This window comes from Arcticibacterium sp. GJ41-1, from assembly GCF_055808875.1.
The window spans coordinates 5,197,487-5,215,343 of sequence record NZ_CM147888.1 but is presented as its reverse complement, the minus strand read 5'-3'; the positions used below and the strand labels follow the sequence as shown (position 1 = coordinate 5,215,343).

Annotated in this window: 13 protein-coding genes; 7 read left to right on the top strand and 6 right to left on the bottom strand. The window is 37.2% G+C overall.

Translation table 11 applies throughout. The features are described 5' to 3' along the window. Nucleotides 1-46: 46 nt before the first annotated feature. From AC0L6O_RS21610 to AC0L6O_RS21600, 3 genes are all read right to left on the bottom strand, one after another. Complete coding sequence (locus AC0L6O_RS21610) at nucleotides 47-475, bottom strand: SRPBCC family protein (protein ID WP_473305297.1); 429 nt, start codon at nucleotides 473-475, stop codon at nucleotides 47-49. An 84-nt stretch (nucleotides 476-559) separates the two neighbouring features. Beyond that, the gene (locus AC0L6O_RS21605) at nucleotides 560-1,501 is read right to left on the bottom strand and encodes a purple acid phosphatase family protein (RefSeq protein ID WP_473305295.1); all 942 of its coding nucleotides are present in this window, start codon (nucleotides 1,499-1,501) and stop codon (nucleotides 560-562) included. A gap of 81 nt (nucleotides 1,502-1,582) precedes the next feature. Continuing rightward, entirely contained in the window at nucleotides 1,583-4,336 is a 2,754-nt protein-coding gene (locus tag AC0L6O_RS21600; RefSeq protein WP_473305293.1) for a TonB-dependent receptor, read from the bottom strand. A gap of 208 nt (nucleotides 4,337-4,544) precedes the next feature. Here AC0L6O_RS21600 and AC0L6O_RS21595 point away from each other — a divergent pair, with 208 nt between their 5' ends. Further along, a complete protein-coding gene (locus tag AC0L6O_RS21595) occupies nucleotides 4,545-5,243 on the top strand; it encodes a glycosyltransferase (RefSeq protein WP_473305292.1) in 699 nt (232 codons plus the stop codon). Between the two features lie 251 nt (nucleotides 5,244-5,494). Further along, nucleotides 5,495-5,953, top strand: a complete 459-nt coding sequence (locus tag AC0L6O_RS21590; RefSeq protein WP_473305290.1) for a DinB family protein — start codon at nucleotides 5,495-5,497, stop codon at nucleotides 5,951-5,953. 1 nt (nucleotide 5,954) lies between these two features. Here AC0L6O_RS21590 and AC0L6O_RS21585 read toward each other — a convergent pair whose 3' ends face one another. Continuing rightward, nucleotides 5,955-6,965, bottom strand: coding sequence for a bestrophin family protein (locus AC0L6O_RS21585; protein ID WP_473305289.1), 1,011 nt, complete (start codon nucleotides 6,963-6,965; stop codon nucleotides 5,955-5,957). A gap of 131 nt (nucleotides 6,966-7,096) precedes the next feature. Here AC0L6O_RS21585 and trhA point away from each other — a divergent pair, with 131 nt between their 5' ends. Further along, nucleotides 7,097-7,768, top strand: a complete 672-nt coding sequence (gene trhA / locus AC0L6O_RS21580; RefSeq protein ID WP_473305287.1) for a PAQR family membrane homeostasis protein TrhA — start codon at nucleotides 7,097-7,099, stop codon at nucleotides 7,766-7,768. Here the strand turns inward: trhA and AC0L6O_RS21575 are convergent. Together AC0L6O_RS21575 and AC0L6O_RS21570 are read right to left on the bottom strand one after the other, a co-directional pair. Beyond that, complete coding sequence (locus AC0L6O_RS21575; protein WP_473305285.1) at nucleotides 7,765-9,090, bottom strand: sensor histidine kinase; 1,326 nt, start codon at nucleotides 9,088-9,090, stop codon at nucleotides 7,765-7,767. The genes trhA and AC0L6O_RS21575 overlap by 4 nt on opposite strands. A 3-nt stretch (nucleotides 9,091-9,093) precedes the next feature. Continuing rightward, a complete protein-coding gene (locus tag AC0L6O_RS21570) occupies nucleotides 9,094-10,413 on the bottom strand; it encodes a sigma-54-dependent transcriptional regulator (RefSeq protein WP_473305284.1) in 1,320 nt (439 codons plus the stop codon). A 297-nt stretch (nucleotides 10,414-10,710) separates the two neighbouring features. Here AC0L6O_RS21570 and AC0L6O_RS21565 point away from each other — a divergent pair, with 297 nt between their 5' ends. The 4 genes from AC0L6O_RS21565 (at nucleotide 10,711) to AC0L6O_RS21550 (ending at nucleotide 17,852) form a co-directional block, all read left to right on the top strand. After that, a complete protein-coding gene (locus AC0L6O_RS21565) occupies nucleotides 10,711-11,961 on the top strand; it encodes an efflux RND transporter periplasmic adaptor subunit (protein ID WP_473305282.1) in 1,251 nt (416 codons plus the stop codon). A gap of 210 nt (nucleotides 11,962-12,171) precedes the next feature. Continuing rightward, nucleotides 12,172-12,849, top strand: coding sequence for an ABC transporter ATP-binding protein (locus tag AC0L6O_RS21560; protein ID WP_473305281.1), 678 nt, complete (start codon nucleotides 12,172-12,174; stop codon nucleotides 12,847-12,849). 171 nt (nucleotides 12,850-13,020) lie between these two features. Then, nucleotides 13,021-15,444 carry an ABC transporter permease gene (locus tag AC0L6O_RS21555; RefSeq protein ID WP_473305280.1) on the top strand — a complete coding sequence of 808 codons (2,424 nt, stop codon included), beginning with the start codon at nucleotides 13,021-13,023 and terminating at the stop codon, nucleotides 15,442-15,444. Between the two features lie 2 nt (nucleotides 15,445-15,446). After that, complete coding sequence (locus tag AC0L6O_RS21550; protein ID WP_473305278.1) at nucleotides 15,447-17,852, top strand: ABC transporter permease; 2,406 nt, start codon at nucleotides 15,447-15,449, stop codon at nucleotides 17,850-17,852. Nucleotides 17,853-17,857: the final 5 nt, after the last annotated feature.

The following is a 17,857-nucleotide window of genomic DNA, read 5'->3' as shown; positions in this document are numbered from 1 at the left end:
TTGTTGATTTTTAATGCAATTTAGTACATTAAAACAAACTTGCTAGCTACTCTCTTTCTTGGAAAGGCACTACTTTTCCTTTTTCTAGGTAATTTCTGAGGTCTTTTAGCAAACTAGCCCAGCAAAAAGAAGAATACTTTAAATGTCTATTTAATTCAGGCCAGTCTTTGTGCCAAAACTGCACATAAGTGTCTCCATTGCTAGTAAGTTCTAAATCAAAACCAAATGTGGTGGGAGTCCAATCGGCATCAGCCTCGGTCATTTTCAGATAAAAGGCTTCCCCTTTTTCTGCTTTAATCACTTTTGCATACCAATCATACTCATTGGTGAAGAAAAGGTTATAAACTTCTCCAAGCTCTGGTTTTCCTGAGCATTTTAAGGGCCACCAGTTTTCTAAGTCTTTTGGTGTAGAAATGGCCTCATAAACCCGTTCAGGTTTGACTTTGATTATGAAATTATGATAAATGGCGTTCATTAGCTTCAATTTGAAAACTAGTTAAGACTTTCAAATGAAAATAACAAACGCCACTCAGGATTGACTTTAATAAAGAAAGAGGGCTTACTTCACCATTTCGGTTTGATAAAGCAATTTTCCTTTATAGTCTATAAAGCTTAATCTGGCTAATCCCTTTTTTAAAGTGAGGTATCCAAAGCCTTGTCTTGATTCTGCAAAAACTGTGGTTGGTAAGTAACCTGTAGGTCTTACTTCTGAACCTGCTCCAGAAACTATATGGTGCGTTTTACCTTCTGGTTTAATGTACTGTAAATCGTGCTCGTGACCTGCTAAATAAAAGTCAACTTCATATTCTTTTAGAATTGGCAATAAGTGGTTTCTAACGAAGTTAGGGTCTTCTATTCTTTTCCCACCTGTATAAAGCGGATGATGCCCTGTTACTATTTTCCAGTCCGCATCTGAATTTGCTAAGGTCTGTTTTAGCCACGTTAATTGCTTGGTAGTATCTTGTGTTGACACTTTGCTAGCATATTTTTCTTCTCCGTAATACTCATCATTAAGCGGATTAGTATCCACAAAAACGAAAAGACCTTTACTTCCATCTTCTAATTCTTGCTCAAAAGAGTAATATGCTTCGGGCATATTCCATCTTCTGCTGATGTTGGTATAATCAATCTCGGCTTGCATATTTCCTCTATAATCATGGTTTCCTAAAACCACAAACCAGTTGATATTTAAAGAATGGGCAGAGTAAATATTTTCAAATGAATTGGTCCATTGCGGGTCTGATACACTGGCTACTCCGTTTGGATAAAAATTATCACCTGTAGAGATGATAAACTCAGGCTCAAACTTTAATGCCGCCTCACCCATGGCTGTGGCTAATTCCTTTTGTTTGAATTCGCCTCTTCTTCCCCAGTCTCCAAAAACGAAAACGCCTGTGGCATCATCATCGTACACTATTTCTTTATCTAGTTTTACCTTTTTTTGACCAAAGGCTAAATTGACGCCAAAGGCTAAAACTAATAATAATCCTATTTTTTTCATATGATCTAAATTAAGGTTTATAGAAAAAGATGCCCAAAAGTATGGACATCTTTAGTATTCCTAAACCATTATAAACTGTATTTACTTTTTCCCGCTTAAGTCGAACTTTAGGCCAACATTATATCGTGCGTTATAAAACTCTTTTTGCATTGTTCTGGAAGAAATGCCTTGGTAGTATCTTAATGGCTGATTAGTAAGGTTATTTCCTTCTATATATAATCTGATAGCAGGAGTAAAGGCATACGCTGCATTTACGTCTAAGAAGGTTTGTTTGTCATAAAATCTATCTTCAAAAGCCGAACCACCAATCTCGTCTACGTAGTCACTAGCATAGTTTAATGATACCCTTGCTACCAACTTTTTATTCTCATAAGAAAGAGATGCATTAAACATATTATTTGCTGTACCTGGAAGGGCTAAGTCATCGCCTTCACGTCCTTCAATTCCTGAAGTAGAAGAATGTGTGTAGGTATAGTTTAAGTAAATGCCGAAACCTTTCCATAACTGACGCTGAAGGGCAAGCTCCATTCCTACTACCTCTGCCGTACCACCGTTTTTAGGAAGTGTATATTCTAGGTCTGTTCCAAAAACTGGGTCGGCATAGTTTTGAATAGTCTGAGAGTAAATAAAGTTTGAAATATTCTTATAAAAGAATCCCGCAGACACTATTCCGATGTTTTTGAAATAGTTTTCTGCCATAACATCTAAGTTAGAAGCTGTACTTGCTTTCAAATCAGGGTTTCCTCTTTCTAACTCAGAATCTTGTGGGCTAAAGTTAGCAAACGGCACTAGGTCATAATAGCTAGGTCTTGCAATGGTGTTAGTCCAGGCAAACCTAAGAATTGCATTTCCTCTCAAGTCATATTTCAAATGTACACCAGGAAGCAAATTGCCATAAGCGTTGTCTCTGCTGTCTTGAGAAACGGTTTCCTCGTCTATGTTATAAATATTACCAGTGTAGTCAATGTTGGTATACTCATATCTTAATCCTAAAATAGCTGAAAGCTTTTTGTTTAGCTGCTGGTCTACCATAACATAGCCACCTGTGATGCTCTCATTGGCAGAATAGATACCCGAGATGTACTCTTCAGGAACATCTTTTTTCTCAAATAAGCTCGTGTTATTTAAATCTAGCTTACCAAGGAATTCTGGTGTAGCAAACTGCCCAACTTGATACTGAGAACCTGGTAGGAAGTTTAAATCTGAATAATCTGCATTGCTTACGCTAGCTAAGTCTGTGATAGTTTCATTGACCTCTTCGTATTCAAAATAGTTTTGGTCTCTTAATTTCTCTTTGGTTCTTAACCTTCCACCAAACTTGAAAACACCTTTATTAGAATAAGGTAACTGGAAGTCTAATTTTGCATTTAAATCCTTGTCAGATGTATATTCATATTGCTCAGAAATAGCGTCTAAGCCAATAGCAAGGTTATCAGCTCTATTAGCTAAATAAACCGAAGGAGATTTAGTGTCTCTTATTTCTAAATTGACCACTTGGTCTTTATCCCTAAAGCTAATGTAACGCTCACCAGGTCTTTCTTCAGAAGCTTTTGCCAGTGTTACATTCCAAGTAGCTTGTAATTTGTCAAACCTATGGTTTCCGTTTAATGTATAGTTCCAAACACGTTGGTCTTCTAACCTTTTCGCTTTTACTCGGTCACTGTCAATACCACCCTTGGTTTGATATTCTACTCTGCCGGCTGTTATGTTATAAATACCATCTCCCTCTGAAGTAAATTCGCCATCATCAAAAGCATCTTCTAGCTTACTTACTCTCATTCTCAAACGATTTTCCCAGTCGTCTCTCCAGTTATACATGGCAGAAAAACCAATAGAATGGTTTGGACTTAAGTCATAATCAAAGTTTGCAGAAAGGCTTCGTCTCACACGCTGAACCGTGTATTTTCTAATGTCAAATTCATCAATTACTGCACCAGCATCTGTTTCAACCCAAACGGCTTCAACGTTATCAGAACCGAAATTGTGATTGTTATAAGAGCCAGAAAGAACAAAACCCAATTTCTCATTCAAGATTCTGTTTCCAATCACAAAAGCTCCATTATAAATAGGCTTTTTAGAAAGCATGTTAATTCCAGAGCCTAGTGTACCTGAAATTCTTAAATCATTTGGTGCTTTTCTGGTTACCAAGTTTACAGAACCTCCAATGGCATCCGCATCCATGTTTGGCAATACTGCTTTATTGACCTGAATGGTTTGAATCATGTCAGAAGGAATCAAGTCCATTTGTACTTTTCTGTTGTCACCTTCTGCCGAAGGTATTCGCTCACCATTAAGTGTGACAGCATTAAACTGAGGAGCCATTCCTCTAATCACAATGTCTCTTGCCTCGCCTTGGTCGTTTTGCATGGTAATGCCAGGAATTCTCTTTAAAGCATCTCCTATATTGGCATCAGGAAATTTACCTACTTGGTCAGAAGAGACCACATTGGTAATATTGGCATTAGTTTTTTGTTGATTAAGTGCCTTTGCTTGCCCCTTAAGCCTATCTCCTAAAATTATCACTTCATCTTGAAGGGTAATTCCAGACTGCATCTCAAAGTTTTGGCTATTGGTACCTTGAGAAAGTCCAACAGACCGGTCCAAAGTATTATATCCTATATAGGTAATATGAATTTCTTGTTCACCTGTGGCTAAACTCGAAAAATAGAAACTACCATTTACATCTGTAATTGTTGCTTTATCTTCTAGTTTCACGGTAGCTCCTGGTAGTACGAGGCCGTTTTCATCATATACTTTGCCCGAAAGACTTGCATTTTGTGCTTGAAGATTAAGGCAAATGAAAAAGAAAGTTATTGAGGTAAAAATTCTTTGCATATTTAGGTGTTTTGGTAAATTTCCGCAAAGGTATTTTTCTCACATTACCCCAATGTTAAGTAACCGTTTAGAAATTGTTTCTATTTAATATGTCAGGTAATCAGTGATTTGTGATAATTTTGATAGGATTTTCGGTATTCAAAAACAGTACAGTTAATCTCAAATGGGAGAGAACTCGTATATTAAAAGAGAATGTTAAAAAGTGTAAATGATTAGTATAATTATACCCACATATAATGAAGCCGAACAGATAAAACCTTGTTTGGAACAAATTAGTACTAACATTCCCGAAGGCACTTCTTTTGAAATAATTCTTTCAGATTCTCCGTCATCTACTGACGATTTAGAAAAGCTTACAAAAAAACTAGGCTTTAAATACCTAGTATCAAACAAGCCTGGTAGAAACCACCAGATGAATAGTGCTGCACAGGAGGCAAAAGGGGATATTCTATATTTTGTACACGCCGATGTGTTGGTTCATCAAGATTTTATAGCCGACATTAATAAAGCAATTAGCAGTGGAGCAGACCTAGGAGCATACCGAAGTGAGTATGACCACTATCCTAATCCACTTTTATATGTTAACGCTTTCTTTACGCGTTTTCCTATGATATGGTGCAGAGGCGGCGACCAAACACTGTTCATTAAAAAAGATGTTTTTGCTAAACTCGGTGGCTTTAGTGAAAATCACTGCATCATGGAAGATTACGATATATTAGAACGCTGCAAAGGAAAGTTTACCTTTAAAATTATACCTAAAAACGTACTTATATCGTCTAGGAAGTACGTTTTGAATGGTTATTGGACTATTCAAAAGGCCAACTATTTGGTCATGAAAAAGTGGATGAAAAAAGATGCCTGTCCTCAAGAACTTCATGCAACCTATCGTAAGCTTTTGAAGTTTTAAAACCGAACGTTTTAGGTTTTACTTTTAATTATTTTTCTGGAGTTTAAGTTGAGCATTAATGATGTATTAATCTTTTGTTATGCCTGTTAACAACTTCTTAACTTCTTACATCTTTTCATAAAGTGGGCACCCCATTATATTTACTTCAATTTAATATATGCCGAACCATTCTATCTCTAGTGCATACATTTCACAATCCACCTTACCTTGACTCTATAACCCGAATAATAAAACACCTTGTGGCTTAAACAATGAAAGCATTCTTTAAGGAAATTTTTGAGTACAATCATTACTTCAATCAAAAACTAATTGCCGAACTAACAAAGCATCAAAGCCAACTTCCTGAAAGAACGTACCCCCTCTTTTGTCATAACCTTAATGCTCATCAGATATGGAACGCTAGGTTAATGTTTACCACACCTTTTGGTGTTAATCAAGTTTATTCCTGTGAAAAGGCAGGTCAAATAGACACTATTAATTTGGAAAATTCTTTGAAGATTATCAAAGACTTAGACATGGATACTAAAATCACCTATACTAATCCTAAGGGTGAGACTTTTGTTAATACGGTTCAAGACATTCTTTTTCATACCATCAATCATCATACGCACCACAAAGGGCAAATAATTTCTGATTTCAGACAAGCAGGAATTGACCCAATTATGGTAGACTATATTTTCCTTAAAAGGGGTGGTTTTTCTAAGTCTTGACTTAAAGTAATATATCCATTGGTCCATGAGGCTTTATAGGCTGAGGTAGGTCTGTTTCGTCTAACATTTGACGAATGTCAATTTCAATTCCCACTACCATACTACTAATAGGAACATCATTATACGTACCTTCAAAAGGATTTTCGCTATAGTCGCCTATCATCTCCATAGTCCAGAAAACCCAAGAGCCCAAAACTGAAAAAGCTACCGAAAACCATATCCATGGGCCTGAGCCTAAAGCAGCAAAAACATCTAACATGCCGAATGGTAAAAGAAGTACAAATAAAAGCACGAAATAATAATTAACAGTGGCATACTGACGAGGAAAAGGGAAGTTTTTAATACGTTCAGATTTGCCCTGAAGTGCATATAATTCGGTGATTAAAGCTTGCATTTCTAAGTGTCTAAAGTGTTCGAGTTTATCGCTCTTTCTTAGTGATGTCAAGGCTTTAGACTGAAGACTTAATAAATGTGATGACCTATTTCCTTTTGACATTATGTAGTCATACTCTTCAGTACTTATATACTTTTTAAGTATTTCAAATTTGCTTTCAGAATATTCAGTGGCAAGGGCTTTTCTTAAGGCTCGTTCGGCTTTTCCGTTATGCTCCCACTTTTTAAGTTTACGCATTTCAAAACTCAATGCATATAACCATGCAATATGCCTGTAAATTAAACTTTTGCTAAGTTCTGGCTCTTCTACCGTAGGTTTTGACTCATCAAAAACAAAATCACGAGCCATTACTGTAAAAGAACGGGATGCGTTTACTATGCCTCCCCATATTTTCCTGGCTTCCAAGAGTCTTTCGTAAGAAGAGTTGTTTTTAAAACCTAAATAGAAGGCTACCGCAATACCTATTAATGAAATAGGTTGCCATGGAATATGCAGCCATTCCCATCCAAAAAAATGATAGAGAGCCACTGGAATAGAATCAAATACAAGAAAAATAAGCAAGGGCTCTTTTTCCCATCTGATTAATTGAAATAAACTATATCTTCTTCCTGCTTGCATGGCTGTTTATAAATGGTTTAAACAAATTTAGCTTTTTTCTGGCATTTCTATTAGTCAATAATCTTCAGACTAAAATAGATTTCTACCAAGGGGAAAGACTAAATTTACCTATCTAAATAAGTAGCTAATAAATGTCCATTTTCTCCTTTATTCCTAAAACAGTCCCAAAAGAGCTAAATGGCTTAGTGAAAAGCATTCCCGAAGAAGTGGCTAATTTCTTTTCGCATGGTATAGGGTTAATAATATTTTTATTTGGAGTGCCTTTACTAGTTTTTAAAGCAAGTTCTTCTGGAGATTCTTGGGCTGTAATAGGTAATTTAATATTTGGGATATCGCTTTTGATGGTTTATACCTCTTCTACTTTATATCACGGTGTTTTTAAATTAGAACTGCGTAAAAAATTAAGAGTGATTGACCACATCTGTATCTACTTTCTAATTGCAGGAAGTTTCTCCCCTTTTATACTGGTATACCTCCAAACCGAAACCGGCTGGCTGGTTTTTGGGATTCTTTGGCTAATGGTTTTAGTAGGCTCCGTTTTTAAATACTTCTTTACGCATCAGTTTAATTTTGTGGCTACGCTAGCTTATGTGGGCATGGGCTGCATGGCATTTTTTATACTTGACCCACTGACTAAAGCCATTCCTGAAGTAAGTACTAATTGGCTGATTTTTGGCGGTCTTTCTTATGCCATTGGCGTAGTATTTTACCTCTGGAAAACACTAAAGTATAACCACTTCATTTGGCACGTTTTTGTTCTCATGGGGAGTATCGGCCATTTTTTGTCGGCTTGGTATCTTTAAAATTCTAAGCTAAAAGTCGTTCCTACGCCTAATTCAGATTTTACGGTTAAGTCGCCTCGGTGCATCTGTAAAATTTGTTTTGAGAGACTCAGCCCAATGCCTTGCCCTGTTTTTTTAGTGGTATAAAAAGGTATAAATATTTTGGTTAAAGCCTCCGGCACAATGCCCGTTCCGTTGTCTTTTACTTCAATAAACCTATACTTACTACCTTGATAGGCCCTCACGGAGATATCACCTGACGCTTTTTCCCCAATAGCTTCAAAAGCGTTTTTGACAAGGTTAATTATCACCATTTCTATTTGGTCAATATCGCAGATGACAGAAAAGTCAGTTTCAATTTCAAAACTAACATTGGAACTTTTGTCTTTGGCTTCAGCCTTTACTAAAGCCTCTATCCTTCCTAAAATATTTGAAACAGGCATTTCCTTAAACACTGGTTTCGGTAGTGTGGTGAAGTCTCTGTAAGCATTCACAAAATTCATAACACCTTTTCCTCTAGACTCAATAGTTTTTAGAGCTTCGCTCAAATCTTCAATCGCCTCTTGATTTTCAACTTCACCTTTCAAATCTTCCTGAACAATGTCTCTCATGGTTCCCACCAAAGACACAATAGGGGCAATGGAGTTCATAATCTCATGCCTTAAAACCTTGGTTAAATTTTGCCAAGCATCCAGTTCTTGTGCTTGTAACTCTGAGCGAATGTTTTGTAAAGAAATGATTTTCACAGCCCGTCCTCTCAAGTTTACTTTGGTAGCATTTACCGAAAGTTGAAGTCCGTTTTTAGCACGATACATAAATCTGTTTCCAGAGTTAAGGTTTCGCATTTCGTCATAGAGCGTGGCGTGTTCTGTGTTTAAAAGCTCATCTAGGTTTCGCAATCTGTAAACATCTAAAAGCCTGATGGCAGCATTATTAAGAATCTCAATTTGGCCATGAGCGTCGTAACAAATGATACCAACATCAATATGCTGCACCATGGTATTCAAAAAATGAATATTAGCTTCTTTTTCTGCTCTAGCAGCTTTAAAAGCTTCAATAACCTGATTCATTTCAAGGTTTAAATCCTGGAAGCTTTTTCCAAGTTTATTATCAGAACTAAACTTTATGGTAAAATCTGAATACTGAACAGACTCAAAAAAGCGAATCAACTTTACATTGACAGACGAAACATAGTAATACAGCGAATATCCAGAAATGACAGATGCAATTAGGAAAACTATTGACATAGCAACATTTCCCGATTGGTACATAAACGGAATAGGGCACAGGAAAAATGCCAGAAAGAGTATCCTTAAGAAGATTTGAAGCGGAAACTTTTTCATTAATTAAATACCATATTTTTCGATTCTTCTATAAAGTGCCGCTCTGGAAAGTCCTAATTCCTTTGATGCTTCTGTAATATTTCCATTAAACTTTTTCAGGGCCTTTACTATCATTTGCTGCTCCATGTTTTCTAAGTCGTAACTCTTGGTAGTATTGGCGGCAGTTTTGAATTGATGCTGTTCACCAAAAACATCCTCTACTCCCAATGTATTGCTTTGACACATAATCACGGCACGCTCTATGGAGTGCTGCAATTCTCGAACGTTTCCAGGCCAATTATACCTGTTCATTTCCTTTATTAAAGCAGCACTTAAATTCGTTATTTTTCTATTATACTTACTTTTATAGATTTCTAGAAAGTGCTTTCCTAAAAGCTCAATATCACCTGCACGCTCTCTTAATGGCGGCATTTCTATGGTGATGGTATTAATCCTATAAAGTAAATCTTGCCTAAACCCTCCTTTAGAAACCTCTTCCTGAATATTGCTATTAGTAGCACACACTAGGCGAATGTCTACGTTTTGGGGTTTGTTATTACCTAGCTTCACTATTGTTCTTGTTTGAAAAACATTTAAAAGCTTGCTCTGAACAGGAAGTGAAAGATTTCCTATCTCATCTAGGAAGAGTGTGCCCTTATTGGCTTCTTCAAATTTCCCGATTCTATTGTCTTTGGCATCCGTAAAAGCTCCTTTTACATGACCAAAAAGCTCACTTTCTACCAAAGTCTCAGGCATAGCTGCCAAATCTACTCTTACAAAACTTTCTTTTTTCCTGTTTGACAATTTGTGCAGAGCACTAGCTACTAGGTCTTTTCCAGTACCATTTTCTCCTAAAACTAGCACATTCGCATCGGTATCCGCTACGCGGTCAATGGTGTTGAAAACCTTCTTCATCACATCAGATTCTCCTACTATACCATCTTCTGAAGATGCTTTTTTAGGAGCAGGAGCCTCACCAAGTGCCGACTTAATAGTGCCCAGAAGCTTGTCGTTTTCCCAGGGTTTTATCACAAAATCCTTCGCTCCAAGTTTAATAGACTTTACGGCCATCTCTACATCGCCATAGGCCGTAAAGAGTACAACCTTCAGTTCTGGCTTTAAATCCAATATCTTATCAAGCCATAGAAAACCTTCTCTACCTGTATTTACATCTTGGGTAAAATTCATGTCTAACAAAATGAGGTCAAACTCATAGTTATTAAGCAGGAATGGGATTTTTTCTGGGTTTTTCTCTATCGTAACTTCGTCAAAGTGTCTTTTCAAAAAGAGCTTTGCTGCACTTAAAATGTCGACATCGTCATCGATAACTAATATTTTTGACATGGTAATCTTTTTAAAAGTTTGGTGTCACCCTTTGTTTAACAACCTTATGGTTTTTAAAATTAACATATATAATTCAATCAATGTTTGGGTGCATTAACATTGAAATAATGTACACAATAAAAGACCTTGTCAAGTAGTGTTCGGAAACGGACATTCATGTACGATGCCGAACAAATAAAAAACGGACACTTTGTGTTAAGGTGTTAATTAATAGCAATTTAAGCTCTTTGGCACAACATTAGAATATCAGTTGGCACATGCCTTTGACACAAATACATAAATTAGGCTTGCAGAAAAATGGATAGAAAAATTGAAAAGAAATATTGGACAGTAAAGCGAATAGGTTTAATCGCACTTGGAGTACTTGTTATTTCATTGCTTGCATACAACTTCATATTTGCGGACCATCGTTCTAAACTTAATGTTGAAACAGATAAAATTTCAATCTCTGAAGTATCTGAAGGCATTTTTGACGAATTCATTATTGTTCAAGGGGTGGTGCAGCCTTTAAAAACCATTCAGCTTGATGCTATAGTGGGTGGCTATGTAACCAACAAACTTGTGGAAGGCGGTAACATGGTAAACCAAGGTCAAATAATCTTGAGACTAGAAAACCAACAACTAAAACTAAATTTTCTTCAGTCTGAAACGGAAGCAAGTAGATTGGTAAACGAACTACAAAACACGCGTCAAAGACTAAAAGTAGAGCGTTTTAACCTTCAAAAGACATTAAGTGATTTGGATTTTCAAATTGCTCAAGCCAAAGATGCCTTTGACAGAAACCAACAACTTAAAAACGACAATGTAGTTTCTGACATGGAATATATGCGTACAAAAAGAGATTACGAAAAACTGGTGAAGCAGCGTGAAATTGAGATTGAGTCTCAAAAATACCAACAAGAGAACGCCGAAATCCAGATTAAACAACTGGAAGGAACCCTAGAAAGAACAGAAAGGAACGTGGAATTATGGCGTCAAACTTTACAAAACTTGGTGGTAAAAGCACCAGTAGCTGGTTTGCTTTCATCTATTGATGTAGAGGTAGGTTCTAACATTAACCAAGGTCAAAATATAGGTCAAATTGACGATATGAATGGCTTTAAAATGCGTGTTGAAATTGACGAGCATTATATATCAAGAATTTTTGCAGGCTTGCAGGCCAACTTCGATTTTAACGGAAGCACGCACAAAATGGAAATTGTAAAAGTATACCCAGAGGTTTTAAACGGCCGATTTGCGGTAGACATGATTTTTAGTGCGGCTGCTCCTGACGGAATCAGAAGAGGTCAATCATCTCCTATTAGATTAGAGCTAGGGAAATCTGAGAAGGCCACATTACTTCCGGTAGGTGGTTTCTTCTCAGACACTGGTGGAAACTGGGTGTATGTGGTAGAAGAAGGTGAAACTAAAGCCACAAAAAGAAACATCACGCTAGGCAGAAAAAACCCAAGACATTATGAAGTGTTAGATGGTCTTAAGCCAGGTGAAAAAGTAGTAACGAGTTCGTACGGAAACTTTGGAGATAAGGAGGTTTTGGAATTGAAATGATGAGTTTGTCGGATGTTAGATGAACGATGCTTTAAGAAAAGTAACAAAATGTCAGGTCGAGCGAAGTCGAGACCAGTCATACATAGGAGTTTCTTGGCTTCGCTCGAACTGACAATCGCAACAGTAATGCTGAAGAAATAAAAGGAGTTAAAATAAGTTTTAGGAATTTAAAACTGAATTCTATCAAAAAAATGAAATGCTAAAAATATTATGATAAAAACAACCAACTTACAAAAGATGTTTACCACCGACGAGGTGGAGACAACGGCCTTAAATGGTTTAGATTTTGAGATAAAAGATGGCGAATTTGTAGCCATTATGGGGCCATCTGGATGTGGTAAATCTACCCTGCTAAATATCCTTGGACTTTTAGACAACCCAACTGAGGGAAGCTATAATTTCTATGGTACCGAAGTAGGAGACATGAGCGAGCGTCAGCGAGCTCAACTGAGAAAAGGAAACATTGGTTTTGTGTTTCAGAGCTTTAACTTGATTGACGAGTTAACTGTTTTTGAAAACGTTGAATTGCCTTTGCTTTACCTAAAAACGCCAGCTGCCGAACGTAAAGAAAAAGTAGAAGCCGCTTTAGAAAGAATGAACATGATGCATAGGAGAAACCATTTTCCTCAGCAACTTTCTGGAGGGCAGCAGCAGCGTGTGGCCATAGCCCGTGCGGTGGTAGCTAAACCAAAATTAATACTTGCCGATGAGCCTACTGGTAATTTGGACTCCGCAAACGGTGAAGATGTAATGAAATTATTACAAGAGTTAAATCAAGAAGGAACCACGATCGCGATGGTGACTCACTCTCCTTATGACTCTGGTTTTGCTCACAGAACTGTCAATTTGTTTGATGGTAAAATTGTGACAGAAAACTTTCACGTATAGCATTCTAGTTCTCGGAAGTATCTTCCGAGAACTTCATTCTCTCTCTTCGTTTTTAACGCTGCTCTAAAACGAAACACCACACATATTTCATTAAAAGCTAAAAGGAATTTTAGCACAGTTCTGATATTAAGCTAATTAAACAGAATAGATACCCTTATTCGCCATAACATTATGATAAAGAATTACATCAAAATAGCTTTAAGAACCTTCAAAAAAGATGGCTCTTTTACTTTTATCAATTTGTTAGGCTTATCAACGGGCTTGGCCATTACGCTCTTAATTATTCAGTACGTCCGATACGAATTCTCTTACGAAAGCTCCCATGAAAACGCTGACCAAATAGTCAGACTTACCATGGATTACATGGATGGTGAAACGGTTACCACACAAGACTGCGAAACCAATCCACCAACGGGAGCGAGGGCTCTTAGCGAAATGCCAGAGGTAATAGACTTCAGCAGAGCATATCCTATTGGCGAACCACACTTAAATGTAAAGGTGAAAGAAGAAGCCTTTATTTTAGAAAAGGTATTCGCTGTAGACTCTTCCTTTTTTAGCATGTTCTCGTATCCATTAATTCGTGGTACACAAACAGATTTGTTTAAAAAGGCTAATGAAGCTGTCATTTCAGAGAACACTGCCAAAAGGCTTTTCAATAGCGTAGACGTAATAGGCAAAGTAATTAAAATGCCTATGAACGAAACCGACAAACTTTTCACGGTAGTAGGAGTAACCGAAAATAGCCCTGCCAATACTCACTTAAAGTTTGATATGGTGTTTTCTTATGCCAGTATGTATGCCGCTCCTACCATCAATGGAGAAGAGGAAAACAATTGGGGCGGAAACAATACGCTTACCTATCTTTTACTAGGTCCAAACGCCAATTATAAAGCTTTTACTGAAAATTTGGTAGCTTTTAATGATAGGCTCCATAAGGAAGAAAAACTTGAAGACGCACAGGTTATTGGTCAAAAAATTAGCGATATTCACCTTTACTCGCACAAAACCTTTGAAACCGAGGCCAACGGAAACGCCACTTCCGTTTTCTTTTTATTGGGCGTAGCCTTATTGGTGATTATAAGTGCCTTTGTCAATTATGTAAACCTAGCCACCTCAAAAGCACTGGAAAGAGCAAAAGAAGTAGGACTAAGAAAAGTGGTAGGTGGTACTCAAAATCAACTCAAAATTCAGTTTTTGACGGAATCTTTACTCATAAATTTGCTTTCTGCAGGTTTGGCAGTGCTCTTCATTCTACTATTTAAAAACAGTTTTATTGAGCTTGGTGGGCTTCCTGCCGACTTTGTCATTTTCAATGATTCTGTGTTTTGGCTTTACCTTTCGGTAGCTGTTTTTGCCGGTGTATTTTTGGCAGGAGCCTATCCCGCATTCGCTCTTTCTTCTTTTGAACCTGTCACGGTATTGAAAGGGAAGTTTTCGAACTCTACAAAGGGTACTTTTTTAAGAAAATCGCTGGTGATTTTTCAGTTTACCATTACCATCATTCTCTTGGTACAGGCTTTTACGGTGCATAAGCAGCTTGATTTTATGCAAGATGTAGACCTCGGTGTCGATATTGATAAGATTTTGGTGGTAAATGCTCCAGGAGAAGTAAAATATCAAGAAAACTATAAGGCCTTTCGTAATCAACTTTTAGCTAAAGCAAACGTGCAAGCAGTATCTGTTTCTGGAGCAGTTCCTGGTCAGCCTACCAGTCAATTTAGTACTACCACGGGCATAAACCTTTCAGAAGTAATAGAAGAGCATAATTACAATTTTTACCTAAACTATACCGATGCCGAATTTATTCCAACCATGGGAATGACGCTGTTGGCAGGTGAAAATTTTACTCCACTTTCAAAAACAGAAAACAATGAGGTAATAGTGAATGAAGAAGCTATACGCCTTTGGGGAATACCAGAAGCAAAAGATGCCATTGGGAAGGAATTGAGTTTTTGGGGAAGAAAATGGCTTATCAAAGGCGTTATAAAAGACTACATTCAGGAGACGTCTAAATCGCCTCAAATCCCGATTATCAATCGATATTACGATGAGTCATTTGAAAGTGTGGCGAGTATCAAGTTTTCGGGCAGTAGCCCAAAAGACCAAATAGCTGAGATTGAATCTATTTATAAAGCCAACTTCCCTGGACAGCCTTTTACTTATTTCTTTCAAGATGCCGAATACGATAAGCAGTTTAAATCAGACCAGCGATTTCAAAAGGTTTTTAATGTTTTAACAGGCTTTGCTATTCTCATTGCTTGCCTAGGTTTGTTTGGTTTGGCTTCATTTACTATTGCGAAGCGAACCAAAGAAATAGGCATTAGAAAAGTAATAGGGGCTAGCACTACTAATCTGCTTTTGACCCTTTCTGCGGAGTTTATGAAAACTGTTTTGCTTTCTATGTTAATCGGTATTCCTGTCACTTATTTTATCATCAAAAACTGGTTGGATAATTTCGCTAATCGTATAGAAATAAGTTGGTGGCTATTTGCCATCCCTTCACTTCTAGTGTTCCTACTTGTTCTTATTTCCATTAGTGGAAAAACCATTGCTACGGCTTTGGCAAACCCTGTGGACTCTTTAAAAAACGAATAATCATGATACGTAATTACATTAAAATAGCTTGGAGAAATCTTAAGCACGACCTAAGCTTTTCTGCCCTGAACATATTGAGTTTAACCATAGGTTTAACCTTTAGTTTACTCCTTTTTTACTATGTCAAAGACGAATTAAGTTTTGACACGTATCATGAAAAAGGCGAAAGAATTTATCGAATAAATTCGGAACTCTTGGAGCCTGAAAAGTCAGATTTAGTAGCCATATCTCCAATGGTGATGGCTCCAGCCCTTAAGACCGATTTTGATGAGGTAGAGCATGCTGTTAGGCTTTTGTCTGGAAACCAAAAGACACTTTTGAAGTATAATGGGCAAGAGGCATTTATAGAGAAAGTCTTTTTTGCCGACAGTAATAGTTTTTCAGTTTTCACCTACCCGTTTATTGTTGGTGACCCAAAAACAGCCTTAATAGAGCCAAATAGTATTGTTCTTAGTAAATCCACAGCCTTAAAATATTTTAGCAACCCTGAGGATGCCTTAGGCAAAGCTCTGGAAGGAGAAGGCACAGATGTGTATAAAGTAACAGGCGTGATGGAGGATGTTCCAGAAAACTCTCATATCCTGTTTAATTCCCTAATTTCTATTTCATCATTAGAATTTCTAAAAAATGTAGACCAACAGTGGGGAAATTTTGGAGCTTTAACCTATGTGCTACTTAAGCCAGAAGCTAATGTCGGCTCTTTTGAAGATAAACTTTCCTCTATCTACCCTACTTATCAAAAGTCAATTTTTGAGCAGTTTAGTGTAACCATGAAATATTCTGTAATGCCCATTATGGATATTCATTTAAAGAGCAAGCTTAAATACGAGCCTGAGCCATTAGGGAATATAAATTACGTTTATACTTTTTCTACCATTGCGTTTTTGTTGCTTTTGATAGCATGCATTAATTACATGAACCTCACCACGGCTCGTTCTGCCAGAAGAGCTAAAGAAATAGGAATACGTAAAGTTTCAGGTTCTGTTCAGGGTCAGTTAGTTGCTCAGTTTTTAACAGAATCCATGCTGCTTTCTTTTATTTCATTTGCCCTAAGCATGGTTTTGATAGCGGTTCTATTACCTTCTTTCAATGAAATTTCGGGCAAATCGTTCTCGTTTTCTTTCATTTTGCAGCCGCTTACGCTACTTTATACTTTGGGGATTGTATTGGTTGCAGGATTTATTGGTGGTAGCTATCCTGCCTTTTTCTTGTCAAAGTTCAACCCATTGGTGGTTTTGAAAGGTAAATTGTCAAAAGCTTCTTCCAATGCTGGACTTCGTAAGAGCCTAGTAGTCATTCAATTTACAGTGGCTATTGTGATGTTGATTTCTACTTGGGTAATTTATAATCAGCTCAATTATTTACAAAACAGAGATTTGGGCTACGACAAAGAGAATATCCTTGTGCTATCCTTGCCATCTGTAGACGGTCGCAACACTAGTACTTTGGATTATATCAAAAGCGAGGCCCTTCAAAATCCAAAAATAAAGGCTGTTTCCACATCGTTTTATACACCAGGCACCACAGACCAGAACTATAATTTGTTTGAAGTAGAAACCGAAGATGGTTTTGTATCACAAGGGATTGACAATTTTGGGATTGACGAAAATTACCTAGATAACTTTGGAATGGAATTGGCCGAAGGCCGTCAATTTAGATTGACAGACAGACCAGATTCTTGTATCAACGTATTGGTGAATGAGGCCTTTGTCAAAAAAATGAACTGGGGAGCAAATGCCCTTGGTAAAAGAATCAAAAACCAAGGCAATGAAGCCGAGCCTTATTTATATGTAATAGGTGTGGTGAAAGACTTTCACATGCGTTCTATCTATAACCCTATAGAACCGCTAATGATGACCTTCACACATGATAATGGCTCCATGCAGTTTAAAATTGATGGACAAGATGTGGCAAGTTCAATCGCATCTATTGAAACCATCTTTAAAAAGTCTTTCCCAAAAGAGCCGATGGAATATTCTTTTGCAGAAGAAGACTTTAAAACTCAATTTGAATCTGACCAAAAACGTGGGCAGCTGTTTTCTACCTTCTCTGGGCTTACCATCATGTTGGCATTCTTAGGGCTTTTAGGCCTGATAGCTTACACCACACAGCAGCGTAAAAAAGAAATAGCAGTAAGGAAAGTAATGGGGGCTGAGAGCCACCAAATAGTATTCTTACTGGCCAAAAACTTCATGATTTTAGTGGGTATTTCTTGCCTTGTTGCCTTTCCGTTATCCTATTATTTCCTAGACCAATGGCTAGATTCTTTCACTTTCAGAACCTCCATTAACCCTATGGTTTTTGCATATTCGGCTTTGATTATACTGTCATTAACAATGTTGGCTGTGGCTTATCATTCTATCAAAGCCGCTTTAGGTAATCAAGTAAACGCTATGCGAATAGAGTGATATTT

Excerpts from the sequence above, each read along its gene's own strand:
- AC0L6O_RS21600 (WP_473305293.1), bottom strand. The coding sequence starts at position 4,336 with ATGCAAAGAATTTTTACCTCAATAACTTTCTTTTTCATTTGCCTTAAT.
- AC0L6O_RS21610 (WP_473305297.1), bottom strand. The coding sequence starts at position 475 with ATGAACGCCATTTATCATAATTTCATAATCAAAGTCAAACCTGAACGG.
- AC0L6O_RS21590 (WP_473305290.1), top strand. The coding sequence starts at position 5,495 with ATGAAAGCATTCTTTAAGGAAATTTTTGAGTACAATCATTACTTCAAT.
- AC0L6O_RS21550 (WP_473305278.1), top strand. The coding sequence starts at position 15,447 with ATGATACGTAATTACATTAAAATAGCTTGGAGAAATCTTAAGCACGAC.
- trhA (WP_473305287.1), top strand. The coding sequence starts at position 7,097 with ATGTCCATTTTCTCCTTTATTCCTAAAACAGTCCCAAAAGAGCTAAAT.
- AC0L6O_RS21555 (WP_473305280.1), top strand. The coding sequence starts at position 13,021 with ATGATAAAGAATTACATCAAAATAGCTTTAAGAACCTTCAAAAAAGAT.
- AC0L6O_RS21560 (WP_473305281.1), top strand. The coding sequence starts at position 12,172 with ATGATAAAAACAACCAACTTACAAAAGATGTTTACCACCGACGAGGTG.
- AC0L6O_RS21595 (WP_473305292.1), top strand. The coding sequence starts at position 4,545 with ATGATTAGTATAATTATACCCACATATAATGAAGCCGAACAGATAAAA.
- AC0L6O_RS21570 (WP_473305284.1), bottom strand. The coding sequence starts at position 10,413 with ATGTCAAAAATATTAGTTATCGATGACGATGTCGACATTTTAAGTGCA.
- AC0L6O_RS21575 (WP_473305285.1), bottom strand. The coding sequence starts at position 9,090 with ATGAAAAAGTTTCCGCTTCAAATCTTCTTAAGGATACTCTTTCTGGCA.
- AC0L6O_RS21565 (WP_473305282.1), top strand. The coding sequence starts at position 10,711 with ATGGATAGAAAAATTGAAAAGAAATATTGGACAGTAAAGCGAATAGGT.
- AC0L6O_RS21605 (WP_473305295.1), bottom strand. The coding sequence starts at position 1,501 with ATGAAAAAAATAGGATTATTATTAGTTTTAGCCTTTGGCGTCAATTTA.
- AC0L6O_RS21585 (WP_473305289.1), bottom strand. The coding sequence starts at position 6,965 with ATGCAAGCAGGAAGAAGATATAGTTTATTTCAATTAATCAGATGGGAA.